The sequence below is a fragment of the Prevotellamassilia timonensis genome, from assembly GCF_900106785.1.
Taxonomy (GTDB): domain Bacteria; phylum Bacteroidota; class Bacteroidia; order Bacteroidales; family Bacteroidaceae; genus Alloprevotella; species Alloprevotella timonensis.
The window spans coordinates 666056-681916 of sequence record NZ_LT629845.1 but is presented as its reverse complement, the minus strand read 5'-3'; the positions used below and the strand labels follow the sequence as shown (position 1 = coordinate 681916).

At 45.5% G+C, this 15861-nt stretch carries 12 protein-coding genes; 2 read left to right on the top strand and 10 right to left on the bottom strand.

What is annotated here, in order from left to right:
• Nucleotides 1-7: 7 nt before the first annotated feature.
• A complete protein-coding gene (locus BQ5453_RS11405; RefSeq protein WP_071123293.1) occupies nt 8-1252 on the bottom strand; it encodes a hypothetical protein in 1245 nt (414 codons plus the stop codon).
• Nucleotides 1253-1263: 11 nt separating this feature from the next.
• Nucleotides 1264-1761, bottom strand: a complete 498-nt coding sequence (locus BQ5453_RS11400) for a hypothetical protein (protein WP_071123292.1) — start codon at nt 1759-1761, stop codon at nt 1264-1266.
• Nucleotides 1762-1885: 124 nt separating this feature from the next.
• Between BQ5453_RS11400 and BQ5453_RS11395 the strand changes: the two genes are divergently transcribed.
• The gene (locus tag BQ5453_RS11395) at nt 1886-2227 is read left to right on the top strand and encodes a hypothetical protein (RefSeq protein WP_022102418.1); all 342 of its coding nucleotides are present in this window, start codon (nt 1886-1888) and stop codon (nt 2225-2227) included.
• A 724-nt stretch (nt 2228-2951) separates the two neighbouring features.
• Nucleotides 2952-3179 carry a hypothetical protein gene (locus BQ5453_RS11390; RefSeq protein ID WP_022102419.1) on the top strand — a complete coding sequence of 76 codons (228 nt, stop codon included), beginning with the start codon at nt 2952-2954 and terminating at the stop codon, nt 3177-3179.
• On the opposite strand, the gene BQ5453_RS11385 is transcribed toward BQ5453_RS11390, so the two are convergent.
• The 8 genes from BQ5453_RS11385 to BQ5453_RS11350 all read right to left on the bottom strand — a co-directional run bounded on the left by BQ5453_RS11385 (nt 3176) and on the right by BQ5453_RS11350 (nt 15716).
• Nucleotides 3176-4669: a tyrosine-type recombinase/integrase gene (locus tag BQ5453_RS11385; protein ID WP_071123640.1), complete on the bottom strand. Its 1494-nt coding sequence runs from the start codon at nt 4667-4669 to the stop codon at nt 3176-3178. The two genes, BQ5453_RS11390 and BQ5453_RS11385, sit on opposite strands and share 4 nt — an antisense overlap.
• A gap of 214 nt (nt 4670-4883) precedes the next feature.
• Nucleotides 4884-7607: a pyruvate, phosphate dikinase gene (gene ppdK / locus BQ5453_RS11380; RefSeq protein WP_071123291.1), complete on the bottom strand. Its 2724-nt coding sequence runs from the start codon at nt 7605-7607 to the stop codon at nt 4884-4886.
• 264 nt (nt 7608-7871) lie between these two features.
• Nucleotides 7872-9209 (bottom strand): NADP-specific glutamate dehydrogenase, encoded by a 1338-nt coding sequence (gdhA, locus tag BQ5453_RS11375; protein WP_071123290.1) that lies wholly within the window; start codon nt 9207-9209, stop codon nt 7872-7874.
• Nucleotides 9210-9986: 777 nt separating this feature from the next.
• Entirely contained in the window at nt 9987-10973 is a 987-nt protein-coding gene (locus BQ5453_RS11370) for an acyltransferase (protein ID WP_262503145.1), read from the bottom strand.
• Nucleotides 10974-11219: 246 nt separating this feature from the next.
• Entirely contained in the window at nt 11220-11987 is a 768-nt protein-coding gene (locus BQ5453_RS11365) for a LytR/AlgR family response regulator transcription factor (protein WP_071123288.1), read from the bottom strand.
• Between the two features lie 16 nt (nt 11988-12003).
• On the bottom strand, nt 12004-12756 hold the full coding sequence (locus BQ5453_RS11360; protein WP_161942422.1) for a sensor histidine kinase: 753 nt from the start codon (nt 12754-12756) through the stop codon (nt 12004-12006).
• A gap of 913 nt (nt 12757-13669) precedes the next feature.
• Nucleotides 13670-14893 carry an ABC transporter permease gene (locus BQ5453_RS11355; RefSeq protein ID WP_071123286.1) on the bottom strand — a complete coding sequence of 408 codons (1224 nt, stop codon included), beginning with the start codon at nt 14891-14893 and terminating at the stop codon, nt 13670-13672.
• 25 nt (nt 14894-14918) lie between these two features.
• A complete protein-coding gene (locus BQ5453_RS11350; RefSeq protein WP_071123285.1) occupies nt 14919-15716 on the bottom strand; it encodes an ABC transporter ATP-binding protein in 798 nt (265 codons plus the stop codon).
• Between the last annotated feature and the right edge of the window lie 145 nt (nt 15717-15861).

The window sequence follows — 15861 nt, the reverse complement described above, 5'->3', positions numbered from 1 at the left end:
TAAGTTGTTACGTAAATTTTAGCCCGGAAGCCCATTTCCCGCCTTGCTTGCCGCCACTCGGCTTTGCGGCAGGTTTAGCCTGTGGCTTTGCGGCAGGTTTCTTCCTAATTCCGGGATAGTCAATTTTCTTATTGTAGGTAGTAGTGGACTTGCCGTTGATATCGCTGTTAGTCGTGCTTGTAGAGGTAACAGTCACACGGTCAAGTGTTCCATGCTGGCGAGCCTTGGTAATGGCTTCGTCTTGAGTCTTAGCATAATGCATGTTCCCGTTCTCGTCCCACCACTGGAAACGTCCCCTGGCATTGGCGTTGTGCTCATTTGCCGAAGCATACGAATTGGTTGCTGATGCTCTGCTTGCACTTGCTGATGCTCTTGCAGCCTCGCCGCGCGCCTTCTCTGTGTCCACCTTAGCCTTGTATAACTCAGGTGCATTCTTGGCTTCCTCGGTGGCGGTAATGCCCTCCTGCTCGGCCTTGGTGGCTTTACCAGCCTGTTCTCGCACCTTGTCGGGCTGCAGGGCTGCAAGCCATCCGTGCGCCTCCTGTTCACGCTGCGCTTTCTCCCTTGCCAATCTCATGCGCTCCTGCTGCTCCTCCAACTCACGCAAAGTCTTCGCACGGTCATTCTGCAAGTCACCAACCTTGAGCGAATACTGAAGGTATTTATCTGCGTTGGCTTGTCGTTCGGCTTTCAACTTTTCCAGTTTCTCCTGTAATGGCGTGAGCTGGCTCGCCTCCTGGTGGTCATACATGTTAGGAGCACCACGAGTCGTGAAAAAAAGGTTGCTCAACGCCTGCAGACCATCACTCACAGCTGCCACAATCCTCTTCGACCTCTCACTGCGTTCTCTCTTCTTGCGTTCCTCCTCAGTTTCCGGCTTCAACCTGCTGGCGGCTTCGTTCAAGGCTGCAATCTGCCGGTCGTAGCCCATCACGTCATTGGCATTGTTTCCGCTGGCGGCCGTTTCATTGTGTGCCGGTACCCCTGTCTGGTCATCAGTTTCCTGTGCAGTACCGGTGGCAGGGGCAGGCTTGCCCTCCCCGTTCCCGGCATTCTGCTCCGTCCACTCCTGCGTTCCCTTGGCAGGGGCAGGTTGTGGCGGTGTCTGCTCGGCCCATTCCAACGTCCCTTTGGGCACTGGCTCGGGTTGTGCAGGTTGCCCGGCCCAGCCAAGCGAACCTTTAGGTGGTGTATATCCACCATCATTGCCCTGCCCGTATTGTTCCTGCTGTTCTTCTGTCCAATTACTCATGTTGACTGTTTTTAGAAGGCTCCAGCAATCCCTGCACCTGCTTTGGCAACACCCTGCACGGCCTGACTGATGGCTTGTGCCTTGTTAATTTCCATATTGTTCAGCGCACCGTTAATCTGCGAGTCGCGCTGCTGATAGGTCTGTTCTATCTGGTCCTTGCGGTTATCCGCACCAGCTACTATCTGCGACGTTGCATCGGCCAATGCTTGTGCGTTCGCGGCCTTGGCTGCTGCGGTGCTCTCGTCAGTACCGCCCATCACGGCTTGTACACCTGCCGCCTGTCGGTTGCGGTTCTTTATGCTCTCCTCGGTCTGGGCGAGTATGCGCTGAGCGTCCGCCCGCTGCGTCGCGTCCTCGTTATAACGACGGTCATACCAGTTCTGGTTAGCCTCCTTCTGCGCTTGCAGCTGCTCCTTCACACGTCTCATCGCCTTGCTTGCGCTGATGCCGCCAAATATGCTTGCAGCTGCTCCGAGCGCACCTCCTGCTATGCTACCAAATAATCCCATATTATTTCACGTTTTATTGTTCTGTAATTCAACACTTATAAATCGTGCGCTAAGTTAATGCGCTATCTTTGCCCCACACTTTTAACTATTGTATCACACCACTATATAATAAGGAGAATAACACATGAAAGGAATGAAAACAGGAGGGCGAAAGAAAGGCACACCCAACAAGGAAAACCCTCTCAAGGGCTTCATCAAATCACATTCCTTGGCATACTTCGAACCCAAGGAAGTAAAGTGTGACGACGGCAAAAAACGTACACTCTCACATTTCGACCTTGACATTCAGGCTCTCGCGCCAGACGACCGCGTGAACGCCGAGCTGCGCCTACTGGAGTTCCACACACCAAAGATGAAAGCCATCGACATGGACGTAAATGCCAACGTCAACGTCCTCACCATCGAGGACAAACTTCGCGCCCTTTGCGGCAAAGACGAAGAAAATGACAACGACGACGACGAATAACCCCCGTCTCTACTTCATCTACTTTTAGACCGACTCATTTTGTTTACTCATAGTTTTTTAGGCTCGACCTGTCCGCGAGGATAGGTCGTTTTTTTCCCCCATACTTCAATTTTCAAAAGGCAAACAAAAGGCTACCTTTTATGTATTCATAACCCAAACAAAAGGCAAACGAAAGGGTACCCTTTTCAAAAACAAAAGGGTAGCGTTATAAAAAACAGCATAAAAAGTAACCCTAATTGGTAATGAAAATCATCGCCATTTTTAGAAAACTCATTGAAGACTATGTGTTTTAGCTTGCATAAAAGCATTGACAAACATAAGAAATGCGCATTTTCAATACTCGTTGAAATATAAGCAGTTACAACGAATAAAAAAGGCTACCCTTTCTATTTTCAAAAGGGTACCCTTTCCAAAATTATAGAAAACTCAAAAGGCTACCGTTCGTCTCTCACGCGCGCGCGTAGATATAAACGATAGTTTATATAAGAATAGGAATAAGGAATATATATATTATACTCCTTACGTCGTATAATATAGGCGACGACAACGACAAAAACACTTCGGATTTCGATTTTCTTTTTTTGTTTGAAGAAAAGTAGAGAAGAAAAGTTGGGGCGAAAAGAAAGCCCGACCTTACGGAGTTGCAAAGCCGGGCGTGTCGCAAAAGATAAAGGGTAGTTGAAGTTCTTGTTTGAGACCTTTGCCGTGAATTCAAAAACGCATCATGATGAAAACAAATTACGAAAACATTGCCATGCTTTTGCAGAATGGCACGTCTGTGAAGATTTATGCGGACAATTTCTCCGTTTCAAACATTAGACTGCTGGCACAAACTGCTGTCAAGCATGGAGCAGTATTGCATCTTGTTGTCAATCCCGACAACATTCTTGCAGACAACCTCAAGCTCATTTCGCAGGATGGACGCAAAAACATCTTTGTTGAGTTTGTCTAAAACCCTTTGCCTTTAGTCCTCTCGTACACCGCCTCTCTGTCGGTGTCCACGTTCTTGATGCGGAACTGCACGGCACACCTGTCCGGGATAGTGTCGGGCAGTTTCGCTGCAAGCCGGGCTATAACCTCGTCAATGTTGCTGAAACCAATGTCGCTTACTTCGGCCAGTACCTCGCCACGGTAGTACGCCCTTGCATAAATCATGTACTTTGGCGCAATGCGGAACATCGTGTCCTTGCGTTCTTCCACATCGTGCGCCAAGCCCTGCTTGCTCTTTGCCGTGCTGAAGAAGATGAAGTCAATCACTTTTGCGTTCAGTTCCCATGCAGGGGAGAAGTCCAGCTTGATGTAGCCGCGCGTGATGGTGCGTCCGTGCGAGTGGTTCATGGCAAAAGCCACCTCGTCAATGGTCGCTCCGCAGTCGTTCTGCGCCACCGTTCCCCAAGTGTGGCGGAATGTGTACGCCCTGTATTGTTTTTCCTTGGGGATGCCCAGACTCCTGCAAATCTGCTTGATGCCGTTGTTCACACCTGCACAGAAAGAGTCGCTGTCGCAAAACCGCTTGTGGAAACGGAACAGGTAAGGGTCGTTAGGCTCTGCCAAGTATTTCTCCATCAACGGCTGTATCACCGGCTCAACCTTCATTTCGATGTACGCATCATCGGTGCGCGTCTTTTTCGTCTTGGCTCTGTTGTAGCACAAGCAGCCGTTTCGGTAGTTCTCTTTCTTCATCTCAAAGAGGTCAACCGTGTTGATACCTGCAAGGCAAAGTATCATCTTCGACACGTCACGCCCAATCTCGGGCAATGGATCAATCATTTTCGTCTCGGGCAATGGGGCAGCGAAGAACACGCGGCACTCCTCCGGGCTGATGGCAATCTTTGCCGTGCGGTCAGCCTGTGGTATCTTCACCTTGCCCCAAGGGTTCGTCTTGATGCGGATAACTCCGTTGTCGTAGTCGTTGTATTCCGCCACGGCAGCACGGAACACCTGCCTCATGCATACCGGGTACATCTCCTTTGCCCTGTGCGTCTGTTCCAACGACTGCACCCACAGGTTCACGAAAGTGGAAGTGAGTTGCCCGAACATCACCCTCGTTGTCCCTGCAAACCGCTCCATGTGCTGGAGTGCCAGCTTGTAGTTCTTCGCATTCCTCAACTGTCCGTTGTCAATCATGCGGTTTATGTGCAGGTGCGCATAGTCCGAAAAGCACAAGTCCTCGTCCTCCTTGGTTACATACTCGATAATCTGCTTCACGTTCCACTTTGCGTAGTCCACGCGGTTAAGCAGTTCGGTAAACCGCAAAATGCGCCTTGCGCAATACTCGTTCACGAAAGGGTCTGTTATGTTACCGTCCTTGTCAACGTGCTTTTTGGTTACAACCTTGTCCGTCTTGATGTATCCGGGCTTGCGGTTCTGCATAACCCGAATGTAAACTTGGTAGAAGCCGTCCTTCCGTGGCGTTCTTACCGTTGCCTTGAATAGAGCCATAATTTCAATTCTATTTTGTTGTTTATCAAAATTCGTTTGTAAGCACTTGTAAGCACGACCACCAAATTTTGTGTAAGTTTTTGTAAGCAACCCATACACATTCTGCATGATTATCGTGCAGAATGTGCAGACCGCTTAAAAACAATTTAGGCGGCAAGCCTCTTTATTATCAGAGACTTACCGCCTAACTCGTTAGTTACGAGGGCTTATCTTATTATTCTTCTACAGCAGCCTGCGCCGCAGCCAAGCGAGCTATAGGTACTCGGAACGGTGAACAACTAACATAGTTCAAACCTACCTTGTGACAGAACTTAACCGAAGAAGGCTCACCGCCATGCTCGCCACAGATACCGCACTTAAGATCCGGACGTACCATGCGACCCTTATCGACTGCCATTTCGACAAGTTGTCCTACACCATTTTGATCGAGGACCTGGAACGGGTCAACCTTCAGTATTTTCTTGTCTAAATATACAGGCAAGAAACTGGCAATGTCATCGCGTGAATAGCCAAACGTCATCTGAGTCAAGTCGTTCGTACCGAAACTGAAGTACTCTGCACGTGAAGCTATTTTGTCAGCAGTAAGAGCAGCACGCGGAATTTCAATCATTGTGCCAACCTTAAACGGAATTTCCATACCCTCCTCCTTGAACAGAGCGGCGGCTTCATCGCGAATAACCTTCTCTTGCGCCTCGAACTCATACAATATACCAGTCAAGGGTACCATGATTTCGGGGTGAGGATCCAAGCCTTCACGTTTCAGATCAATAGCAGCAGAAAGGATAGCTCTAGTCTGCATCTGAGTGATTTCGGGATAGGTATTACCAAGTCGGCAACCACGATGTCCCAACATGGGATTATGCTCACACAGGCTGTCAACACGCTGTCGGATATACTCTACTGTCACGCCCATAGCCTTAGCCATTTCTTCCTGTCCCTTGGTATCATGCGGCACAAATTCGTGAAGAGGTGGGTCAAGAAGGCGTACATTTACAGGATATCCGTCCATTGCCCGGAATATGCCCTTAAAATCTTCCTTCTGATATGGCAGAAGTTTGGCAAGCGCCTTTTTACGACCTTCAACATCTTCAGCCAAAATCATTTCACGCATAGCAACGATTTTCTCGTTGTCGAAGAACATGTGTTCTGTACGACAAAGACCAATACCTACAGCACCAAATTTGCGCGCCACCTCCGCATCGTGCGGCGTATCAGCATTGGTACGAACCTGCAATCGAGTATATTTAGCACACAGATCCATCAACGCTGCAAAATCACCTGAAAGTTCGGCAGCTTGTGTTTTAATCTCTCCTTGATACACACGTCCATTTGTACCATTTAACGAGATATAATCACCTTCGTGGAGCACAACGCCATCTATTTCGACAGTACGAGCCTTGTAGTCAACATTGATGGCACCCGCACCACTCACACAGCATTTGCCCATGCCACGTGCCACAACTGCCGCATGAGATGTCATACCACCACGAGCCGTAAGGATACCCTCTGCCACAGCCATACCTGCGAGGTCCTCTGGCGATGTTTCAATACGAACCATTACCACTTTATGGCCATCTTCGTGCCATTTGGCTGCATCATCAGCGAAGAAAACAATCTGCCCGCACGCAGCACCAGGGCTTGCAGGCAAACCACGAGTCAGTTCCTTAGCCTTAGCAAGTGCCTCCTTTGAGAATACTGGGTGTAAAAGTTCGTCCAACTTCTGCGGTTCGCAACGTTCTATGGCTGTTTTTTCGTCAATCATACCCTGACGCAACAAGTCCATGGCGATTTTAACCATTGCAGCGCCCGTACGCTTTCCGTTACGTGTTTGGAGGAACCAGAGTTTACCTTCCTGTACAGTAAACTCCATGTCCTGCATGTCGTGATAATGCTCTTCAAGCTTTGTTTGAATAGCATCAAGTTGGTGATATATTTCAGGCATGGCCTCCTCCATCGAAGGATATTCGGCCTTGCGTTTTTCTTCGCTTATGCCCTGCAGTTCTGCCCAACGGCGTGATCCTTCGAGCGTAATTTGTTGTGGTGTACGTATACCGGCTACAACATCTTCGCCTTGTGCATTAACCAACCATTCCCCATTAAAGAGGTCCTCGCCAGTTGCAGCATCACGACTGAAGCAAACGCCTGTGGCCGATGTATTGCCCATGTTGCCAAACACCATAGCCATTACTGTTACTGCTGTACCCCATTCTGCAGGTATACCCTCCATTTTGCGATACAAAATAGCGCGTTCGTTCATCCACGAATCAAACACAGCACAGATTGCGCCCCACAGTTGCTCCATAGGGTCTGTTGGGAATTCCTTGCCAGTCTGCTCAACGATGGCGACCTTGAAACGCTTTACAAGTTCCTTCAGGTCATCTACCTCAAGTTCATTGTCAAGCTGAACGCCCTTGGCCTTCTTTACATCGTCAATAATAGCTTCAAACGGATCCACGTCATCTTTATTTACTGGCTTCATACCCAGTACTACGTCGCCATACATTTGTACAAAACGACGATATGCATCATAAGCAAAACGGGGATTGCCAGTCTTTTTTGACAGACCTTCAACAACCTCGTCATTCAAACCCAAGTTCAAGATAGTGTCCATCATGCCGGGCATCGAGGCTCGTGCCCCTGAGCGCACTGAGAGCAACAAGGGATTTGCCACATCACCGAACTTGCTATTCATGAGTTGTTCCGTTTGGTGCAAGCTCTTTTCAACATCTTCCTTCAACAATGCTACAACCTGGTCCTTACCTATTTTGTAGTATTCGTTGCAAACGTCTGTAGTAATTGTAAACCCTGGAGGCACTGGCACACCTATCAAGTTCATTTCGGCAAGGTTTGCACCCTTACCTCCCAATTCATTACGCATGTCAGCGCGGCCCTCGGCCTTGCCATTACCAAAAGTGTAGACTCTTTTAATGTTATTCATGGTGTTTTACAATTGATTATCCATTTGTAAATTGTATGTTGTTTAATGGTACATCGCATTCCATGCAACGTCGCCATAACTGACGCAAATATAATAGTATGTTTTTACACAGACAAGTATTACACGATATTTTTGCAACTTGACATTGAAAAATGAGGACATTAGTGTTAATTTACTCAACACTCATAGGACTTTTTAGCAATGCAATATACTTTTAAGCATATATAATAATGTATCACGTAAAGTACATAATGAAGCAACTATTCACACTATGCCTTGAGCCATCATGGCGTATGCCACCTTCATAAAGCCAGCAATGTTGGCCCCTTTCACATAATTAGTGTGTCCATCTGGTTCCTTGCCATACTTTATACACTGTTGGTGTATCGCATGCATGATGTGTTGCAACCGTGTGTCAACCTCATCAGCCGACCATGACAGATGCATGGCATTTTGAGTCATTTCGAGTCCAGAAGTTGCTACGCCCCCAGCATTTACAGCCTTGCCTGGCGCAAAAGGCATTCCGTGGGCCGTAAAATAATCAACAGCCTGACTTGTACAACCCATATTGCTCACCTCGGCCACCATTTTTGCACCGTTAAGGCAAATCATTTCAGCATCGCGTTCGTTTAATTCATTCTGTGTGGCACATGTCATCACGATGTCAACCTCTTGTTCCCAGGGTTTGCGTCCCTCGTAAAAGGTTGCCTCGGGATATTTTTCGGCATAGGGTGCAATTATATCATTGCCCGACGAACGTAGTTCCAGCATGTAGGCGATTTTATCACCCACCACACCTTGTGGATCATACACATACCCGTCCGGACCACTAAGTGTTACTACACTCGCACCCATCTCCGCTGCCTTCTTTGCCACCCCCCAAGCTACATTACCAAAGCCCGATATGGCAATTCTTTTACCAGCAATATTTTCTCCCAAATCCGCCAACATTTGACGCACAAAGTACATTGCTCCATAGCCAGTTGCTTCGGGACGTAACAAAGAGCCACCAAATTCTATTCCCTTTCCGGTAAATGCACCGGTATGCTGAAGGCATAACCTTTTATACATACCATACATGTAGCCCACCTCACGAGCGCCAACGCCTATATCACCCGCAGGCACATCTTGTTCTGCCCCTATATTGTGCCAAAGCCCCAACATATAAGCCTGGCAAAATCGCATAATTTCGGCATCACTCATACCACGGGGTGAGAAGTCTGCCCCACCCTTGGCTCCGCCCATTGGCAGTGTGGTAAGTGCATTTTTGAAGGTCTGTTCAAAACCAAGAAATTTCAGAATACTCAGATTTACCGAGGGGTGAAACCGAATGCCCCCCTTATATGGGCCTATTGCATTATTAAATTGCACACGATGCCCAATATTCACATGTACTTCGCCCTCATCGTCAACCCAAGGAACTCTAAAAGTTATTATTCTATCGGGTTCTACCAGGCGTTCTATCAGTTTGACACGCTCAAATTCTGGGTGCTGATTATACACATGCTCGATTGAGCGCAAAACTTCTTGCACTGCTTGCAAATACTCTAATTGGTCTGGATATTTCTTCGTGAGCAATTGCATTACGCTTTCTGTTTTCATGACTTTATGTTTTAAGGATTAAGATTTGTGGGCTATACACGGCCCTTGTTTTTACAAATGTACAGATAAAATACGATGACAACCGCAACAAAGGCATAGAAAAGCCTCGCTTTATGTTATATAACACCTAATTCATGACAAAATGTCATCAGCAAACAATACAGCACACACTTCATTTTCAAGAAAACGACTATTAGATGTCATACTCAGACGAATAGGTGTGACCGCACTTGCCCGACACACGCAACGTCTGGCCAACCAAGTGACAGGCTTGCAATATAGAGATGCAACGCTATCTTGCACTAATTTTAATGCCACACACGTAAAAGTCCCTTTGAAGCATGGTAATACTATTTTTTAGTTTTGTCTACACTCTGCACTTTTGCTTTGTAATAAATTGATAATCAACGAATAAAAGTATGTAGATACATCTGAAATTAGTATACACTGTCATCTGCACTTTCTGTGTGCCGCGAGGTGCTCTAACGGCATAAGAAGAGGGCCTGTCGAGCATAGGGAGAGCGGATTTTCAATTACTCCTACAGTTTTTACGCTCCCCCTATGCAGTCATTACTAACTGGCACGACAAGTGCAACACTTATATATGCAAGTAAGGCAATGCAGGCAATGTGCACATGAAGTGTAGATAAAAATCAGACGTGTATGCACTACATATTTACCTGATTATCAACGCAGTTTGTCTAAAAAGTGCAGAGTGCAGACAAAATCCCGGAAGTGTTTACACGCTTAAAACACGCCAATTCATTTGGCATCCAATTACAAACGACGCCCATACCCCGTCACGAAAGGCATATAGCGATAAATCAAATATACCAACATGGTAGTTAGCAAATAAACGCACAGATAAGCAAGTACCACATAAAAGTAATTTCCATCATAAGTTAGATGCAGGAACGAGAATGCAGCGCCTACAAACATTGGCACGCCACCACACAGAAAATAATAAACGATTGAATGACGGCCAGTCCACTCCAAGAACCGACAAGGTGGTAATAGTCTGAACAAATTGAACAAAGCGAACCCACCTACAATCACGTTTATAAGGAACACCGCATAATTGCTTATACCAATAGGCCAAATTGTCATGAACAAGTCCTGTTTATAGACATAGCATTTCAAGAAAATGAGCATCAGGCCAGCTATCACTGTAGGCAAAACACCAACCATTAGTTTGTGCTCATACCGATGGTAGACATATCCCAAGAACAAGAATAGCATGGCTTGCAACGCATTGCCGAACTGCCAAAAAGTCACAAGGTTCCCATTCAAGGCAAGCAATGCAGAGCAACAGAATGAAAGCACACATACCGAACCAAGAGCAAACAAACTACCACGGCACAAACGCAATGTGATAACGAACAAAATCTCTGCAACGATTAAAGCTGCAATGAACCATGAAGCTTGCCCTGTCACAACGTTTTGCACTAACGCCCAGACATTGTCAACCCGTTCGCCATGAGCTAAAGCCTTAGGAACGGCCATGACAGAAGTGAAGATAAAATAGGGCCACAGCAAGTTACTTAAGACTGACTTCAACTTGTACTTTATGTCAATCATGCCAGCATTCTTGTAAAGAAGATAACCTGACAACATAAAAAACAGATACAAAGCATCGGAGACATAAAGATTGTAGCCTATTATACTTGTACCTGTATAGTATATTTCGGTGTGGAAAAGGAGGATTGCCATCATGCAAAATCCCCGCAAACAATCAATCCATCGTTTTCTTTGATCTGAGAGCATTCTATATTGCATAGGTAGGTGTTCAAAATTATTTCATACAATCAGCAAGTGTCATTTTCTCATTGAAGATTCGCTACTGGGCGCTTCTGCCCTCCCTCGGCCGCAGTCATATCGCACGATTTTGAGCACCTACTTACAAGTTGAAGTTATATTAGCAGGACGAAGATAACATTTAAGTTTCACATAGCTAATATGAGCCTTACTCTTTCTTTCATGTACCTACGCATGCCCCACCTCCATAAAGAATCAACGCCCTTGCAACAGATGCTTATTAAGATACGTCTGAACTTGCTCCTTATAGCTATCCGAAATAGGTATGTATTTGCCATTGACCACGACTTGTCCTTTTTCAAATACCCTCACCTTCTGCATGTTCACTATATATGAGCGGTGTATTCTATAAAAAGTATCGCTTGGCAAGGCATTCTCAAAGCTGCGCATAGAACTCAGGCACAATATAGGTTTGGGCTCGGAACTAATGTATATTTTTACATAGTCTTTCAAACCCTCTATATACAAGATGTCCGAGAAATCTATACGCACCAGTTTGTAGTCGCTCTTGACAAAGAGGTAATCACTGTCCACGTCCTTCAACACGACTTGTTCTGTTGAACCATTGTGTTCATACTTTGTTGCCTCATTGTGCTTGGCCACCATCATATCGTACCATTTTTGCGCACGGTTTACTGATGCAACGAAATCGACATAGCTTATCGGTTTTAACAGATAGTCAAGTGCATTGACCTTATACCCCTCCAAAGCGTATTGGCTGAATGCGGTTGTAAAAATAATACGTGTGCGAGCTGTGTCTATTGTTTTAGAAAAGTCTAATCCATTCAAATCAGGCATCTGAATGTCGAGGAAAATGATGTCGACTGGATTACTTTGCAATCCACCCATGGCCTCAACGGCACTGGCATATTTGCCACACAACTCCAACATGGGGGTTTTGGCTACATAACTCTCGAGCAGTCCAAGAGCCAATGGTTCATCGTCAATAATTGCGCACTTCATTTTTCTGAGTTTTGGTTTAATTCTTTTCTATTGGTGTATCAAAGATTTCTATGACAGAACTGTATGTTTTGCCACCATCAATGGCCCCATATTTCCATTTGTAACGTCCGAGATAAGCAAACTGCAAACGACTTGCCACTTGCTTCAGACCGATGCCCCCCGGAGCCTTATCTGACTCGTTTTTGGGCGTATTGCTATTTTCGCACTTAAACACCAAATGGTGAGCATTTGCCTTCAGACTTATATGAATAAAACTATTGCCTGTAGAACATACCCCATGCTTAAAAGCATTCTCAACTAACGAGATGAATATCAGCGGTGCTACAGGTACGTTTTGACTCTCTGGGTAATCGAACTCAGCCTTTACCTCGACATCATTATACAGGCGCAGCCTCATCAGAGCGATGTAGGATTTTAAGAACTCTACTTCTTTGTCTAAACTGACTCTGTCAGATTGATTCTCGTATAACATGTAGCGAAGCAAACGACTCAACTCCTGAATAGCTTGCTGAGCCTTTACCTGGTCGAAAGCTGTCAAGGCATATATATTATTGAGCGTATTAAGCAGGAAGTGAGGATTTATTTGATTTTTCAGATTTTTCAATTCGGCCTGCGAACGCCCGAGTTCCGCCTCAGCTCTTGCTTGCTCACTCTGTCGCCAACGCAAACTAAGCTTCAAAGCGACTGAGGCACCTACTGAGAATATGTAAAATAGCAGTCCACGTATCACAAAGTAGCTTTTGGGCGGCAACATTGGACGTCCTAACATTCGCTTATGCATTGGTGGATGTGATGGGAACCAAAGACTTTGATATTCCACGCCTATTTGATACAATGCAAAGATAATAAAGTTGACAATAAAGAACCACTTTAGCTTCCCCTTTGTTAGAAGAAAACGTGGTATGAGCACAAAATAATTAAGATAAAAGGCAACGCATATAGTTAATGGCAGGATACTGCCATGCAAATAATGGTCCCAATTAATAGATTCACCGCTATGCTTAAATATCAGGGGCGATAAAAATATATAACACCACGTCAGTACATGTACTACAACCTCTATGAAACATTCTAAACGTGGTTTACGCTGTTGGTTACTCATACTCTAATAGTTTATTAACAGATGGCACTGTGCAAAAGCGCAGTGTAACACCTTCAATGAACACACTTACAAGGATTGACCATGTGCCACCTAATTATTGAATGGTGCAAACATACAAAAAAACTGCATATCCAACAACACATGACTTCATCACCTTTCTGCGCCATCACATAGTGCATATTGAAAATCAAAGAATTACGTAACTCAACTTTCAGCCTACACAGCATGCAGTACGAATAACGGCAGCGACCGTCCGTTGTCAAACGAAACGATGATGCACGTGTGGGGGGTGACGAGAGCACAGAACCAAGTCTAAGTTATGTCACATCGGTCGTAGTAAGCATTTACTTCGAACGTAGTAAGCATTTACTTCGAACGTGGTAAGCATTTACTTCGAACGTAGTAAGCATGTTGAACGTCCGTAGTAAGACAACCCAAGTTTCGGATTTAACTCAAACGGGGCCCAATGATTTCCATCTGCAAACTTAGTGCTTGGTGCTTTTGGTCTTTCAAGCCGTTCCCTTCTAAATCCGAAACTTGAGTCAACTAATACTAAACATCTACTTATTATAATATGCTTTTACTCGTAACGTATAGCTTCTATGGGGTCGAGGCTCGCTGCCTTTTTAGCCGGATACCAGCCAAAGAATATGCCTGTAGCTGAACATACGGCAAAACTCAGCAACACGCTCCAGGGCTGGATTTGTATGGGCCAGTGTGCGAACACATTGATACCAACTGCTGCACCGATTCCCACTATTACGCCAATCAAGCCACCTGTCACGCTAAGCAAGACTGATTCTATCAAAAATTGGTTTAGTATATCTATACCACGTGCTCCAACAGACATACGCAAACCAATCTCCTTGGTACGTTCTGTCACGCTTACATACATGATATTCATAATACCTATACCGCCTACGACGAGCGAAATACATGCTACAACCAACAACAGGACAGTCATAGTGTCGGACGTTGAGTTCATCATTTCGGCCATTTCCTGTTGGCTCCTGATTGTGAAGTTATCTTCATCTGAAGCTTTCAACTTGTGATTCTCGCGTAAAATGCTGGTTATATCCTCTATGGCTAAATCGGTCATATCCTCTGTCACCGCCGAGGCATTGATGCCCTGCAAGTAAGTGACTGATAATATACGCTTCATAACCGTTGTGTAAGGAGCCAGTACGACATCGTCCTGATCCATTCCAAACGAATTGTAACCTTTCGATTCCAAGACGCCAACCACACGGAATGGTATTTTGTTGAAACGTATGACCTTGCCTACAGGATCTTCGCCATTAGTAAAAAGATTGTCGGCCACCGTTTTACCTATCACGCAGACCTTTGCACTGCTGCGCACCTCCTCGTCGGTAAACATCTCACCGTCCTTGACCTTTTGCTGTCGGATTTGCATATAATCTGGTGATATGCCATAAATGGTCGACGGGGTGTTATTATTGCCATTGATAAACTGACCAGAAGAATTTACGCTCGGAGATATGGCTGACAAGTATTTTGCCTGCTCCTTTAATGCCTCATAGTCTTTCAATTTCAGGGTCTGCATATCAGATGCGTCCTGCTGGGCACCACCAGGCCCTTTGTCCTGACCGGGACGAATCATGATCATATTCGAGCCCATCTCGGAAATATTGGCCTGTATACTCTTTTTCGAACCCTGTCCGATGGCCATCATAGCTATAACCGAAGCCACACCTATGATAATGCCAAGCATAGTAAGGAAGGAGCGCAACTTGTTTGCCGCAATGGCACGCATCGCTATTTTGAACAGATTGCTATAATTCATAACAAGTTTATATTATTATCGTTATTTACGACTCTTCATTCGGTGGCAATTCTGCTAATGCCTTTGATGCAGAGTGTATGTTGTGATTAACAACATCCTCACGTATCAATCCATCACGCAAGAATATGTTACGGCTGGAATATAAAGCAATTTCGGGATTATGTGTTACGAATATAATCGTTCGCCCCGCCTTAAACAGCTTTTGAAAAAGGACTAATATCTCAAACGAAGTGCGCGTATCCAAGTTACCCGTAGCCTCATCTGCCAATATTACCGCCGGATCGTTGACCAACGCACGTGCTATTGCCACACGTTGCATTTGACCACCAGACATTTGGTTCGATTTGTGATAAAGCCTCTCGCCAAGTCCTACCATTTTTAACGCCTCGATGCTACGCTTCCGACGTTCTGAGGCCGACACTGACGAATTATACATCAACGGCAGCTCTACATTTTCAACGGCTGTTGTCTTAGGCAACAAATTATAGTTCTGGAACACAAAGCCTATTTTGCGGTTGCGCAATACTGCACGCTCGCTACGCTTCATAGTGCGCACGCTTACGCCATCAAGGTAATACTCCCCACTTGATGGTGTATCAAGACACCCTAACTGATTGAGGAGTGTTGACTTGCCCGAACCCGAAGTACCCATGATTGTCACAAATTCACCTTCGTAGATTTTGAAAGATACGCCCTTCAAAGCGTGAACCGTTTCATCACCTACCACGAAATTACGACGCACATTATCCAGTTCAATCACAACTTTTTTGTCTGAGCGATCCTCAGGTTGTGGGAAGATCTCTTCTTTATCTATATCTATCATCTTGGTTGCTTTTGGTTGGATTTTCACGTTTTAGGGTGGTTCTAATAATTCTGGAATAGGGATTTGTGCGCTATCGGAAGTGTCTTTTTGAAAGTTTGTGAGAGAACATAGCAGGTAACTAACTTTCAAAAAGGCACTTCTGAGA

Coding starts and splice junctions, on each gene's coding strand:
- BQ5453_RS11405 (WP_071123293.1), bottom strand. CDS start 1,252: ATGAGTAATTGGACAGAAGAACAGCAGGAACAATACGGGCAGGGCAAT.
- BQ5453_RS11400 (WP_071123292.1), bottom strand. CDS start 1,761: ATGGGATTATTTGGTAGCATAGCAGGAGGTGCGCTCGGAGCAGCTGCA.
- BQ5453_RS11395 (WP_022102418.1), top strand. CDS start 1,886: ATGAAAGGAATGAAAACAGGAGGGCGAAAGAAAGGCACACCCAACAAG.
- BQ5453_RS11390 (WP_022102419.1), top strand. CDS start 2,952: ATGATGAAAACAAATTACGAAAACATTGCCATGCTTTTGCAGAATGGC.
- BQ5453_RS11385 (WP_071123640.1), bottom strand. CDS start 4,669: ATGGCTCTATTCAAGGCAACGGTAAGAACGCCACGGAAGGACGGCTTC.
- ppdK (WP_071123291.1), bottom strand. CDS start 7,607: ATGAATAACATTAAAAGAGTCTACACTTTTGGTAATGGCAAGGCCGAG.
- gdhA (WP_071123290.1), bottom strand. CDS start 9,209: ATGAAAACAGAAAGCGTAATGCAATTGCTCACGAAGAAATATCCAGAC.
- BQ5453_RS11370 (WP_262503145.1), bottom strand. CDS start 10,973: ATGCTCTCAGATCAAAGAAAACGATGGATTGATTGTTTGCGGGGATTT.
- BQ5453_RS11365 (WP_071123288.1), bottom strand. CDS start 11,987: ATGAAGTGCGCAATTATTGACGATGAACCATTGGCTCTTGGACTGCTC.
- BQ5453_RS11360 (WP_161942422.1), bottom strand. CDS start 12,756: ATGTTAGGACGTCCAATGTTGCCGCCCAAAAGCTACTTTGTGATACGT.
- BQ5453_RS11355 (WP_071123286.1), bottom strand. CDS start 14,893: ATGAATTATAGCAATCTGTTCAAAATAGCGATGCGTGCCATTGCGGCA.
- BQ5453_RS11350 (WP_071123285.1), bottom strand. CDS start 15,716: ATGATAGATATAGATAAAGAAGAGATCTTCCCACAACCTGAGGATCGC.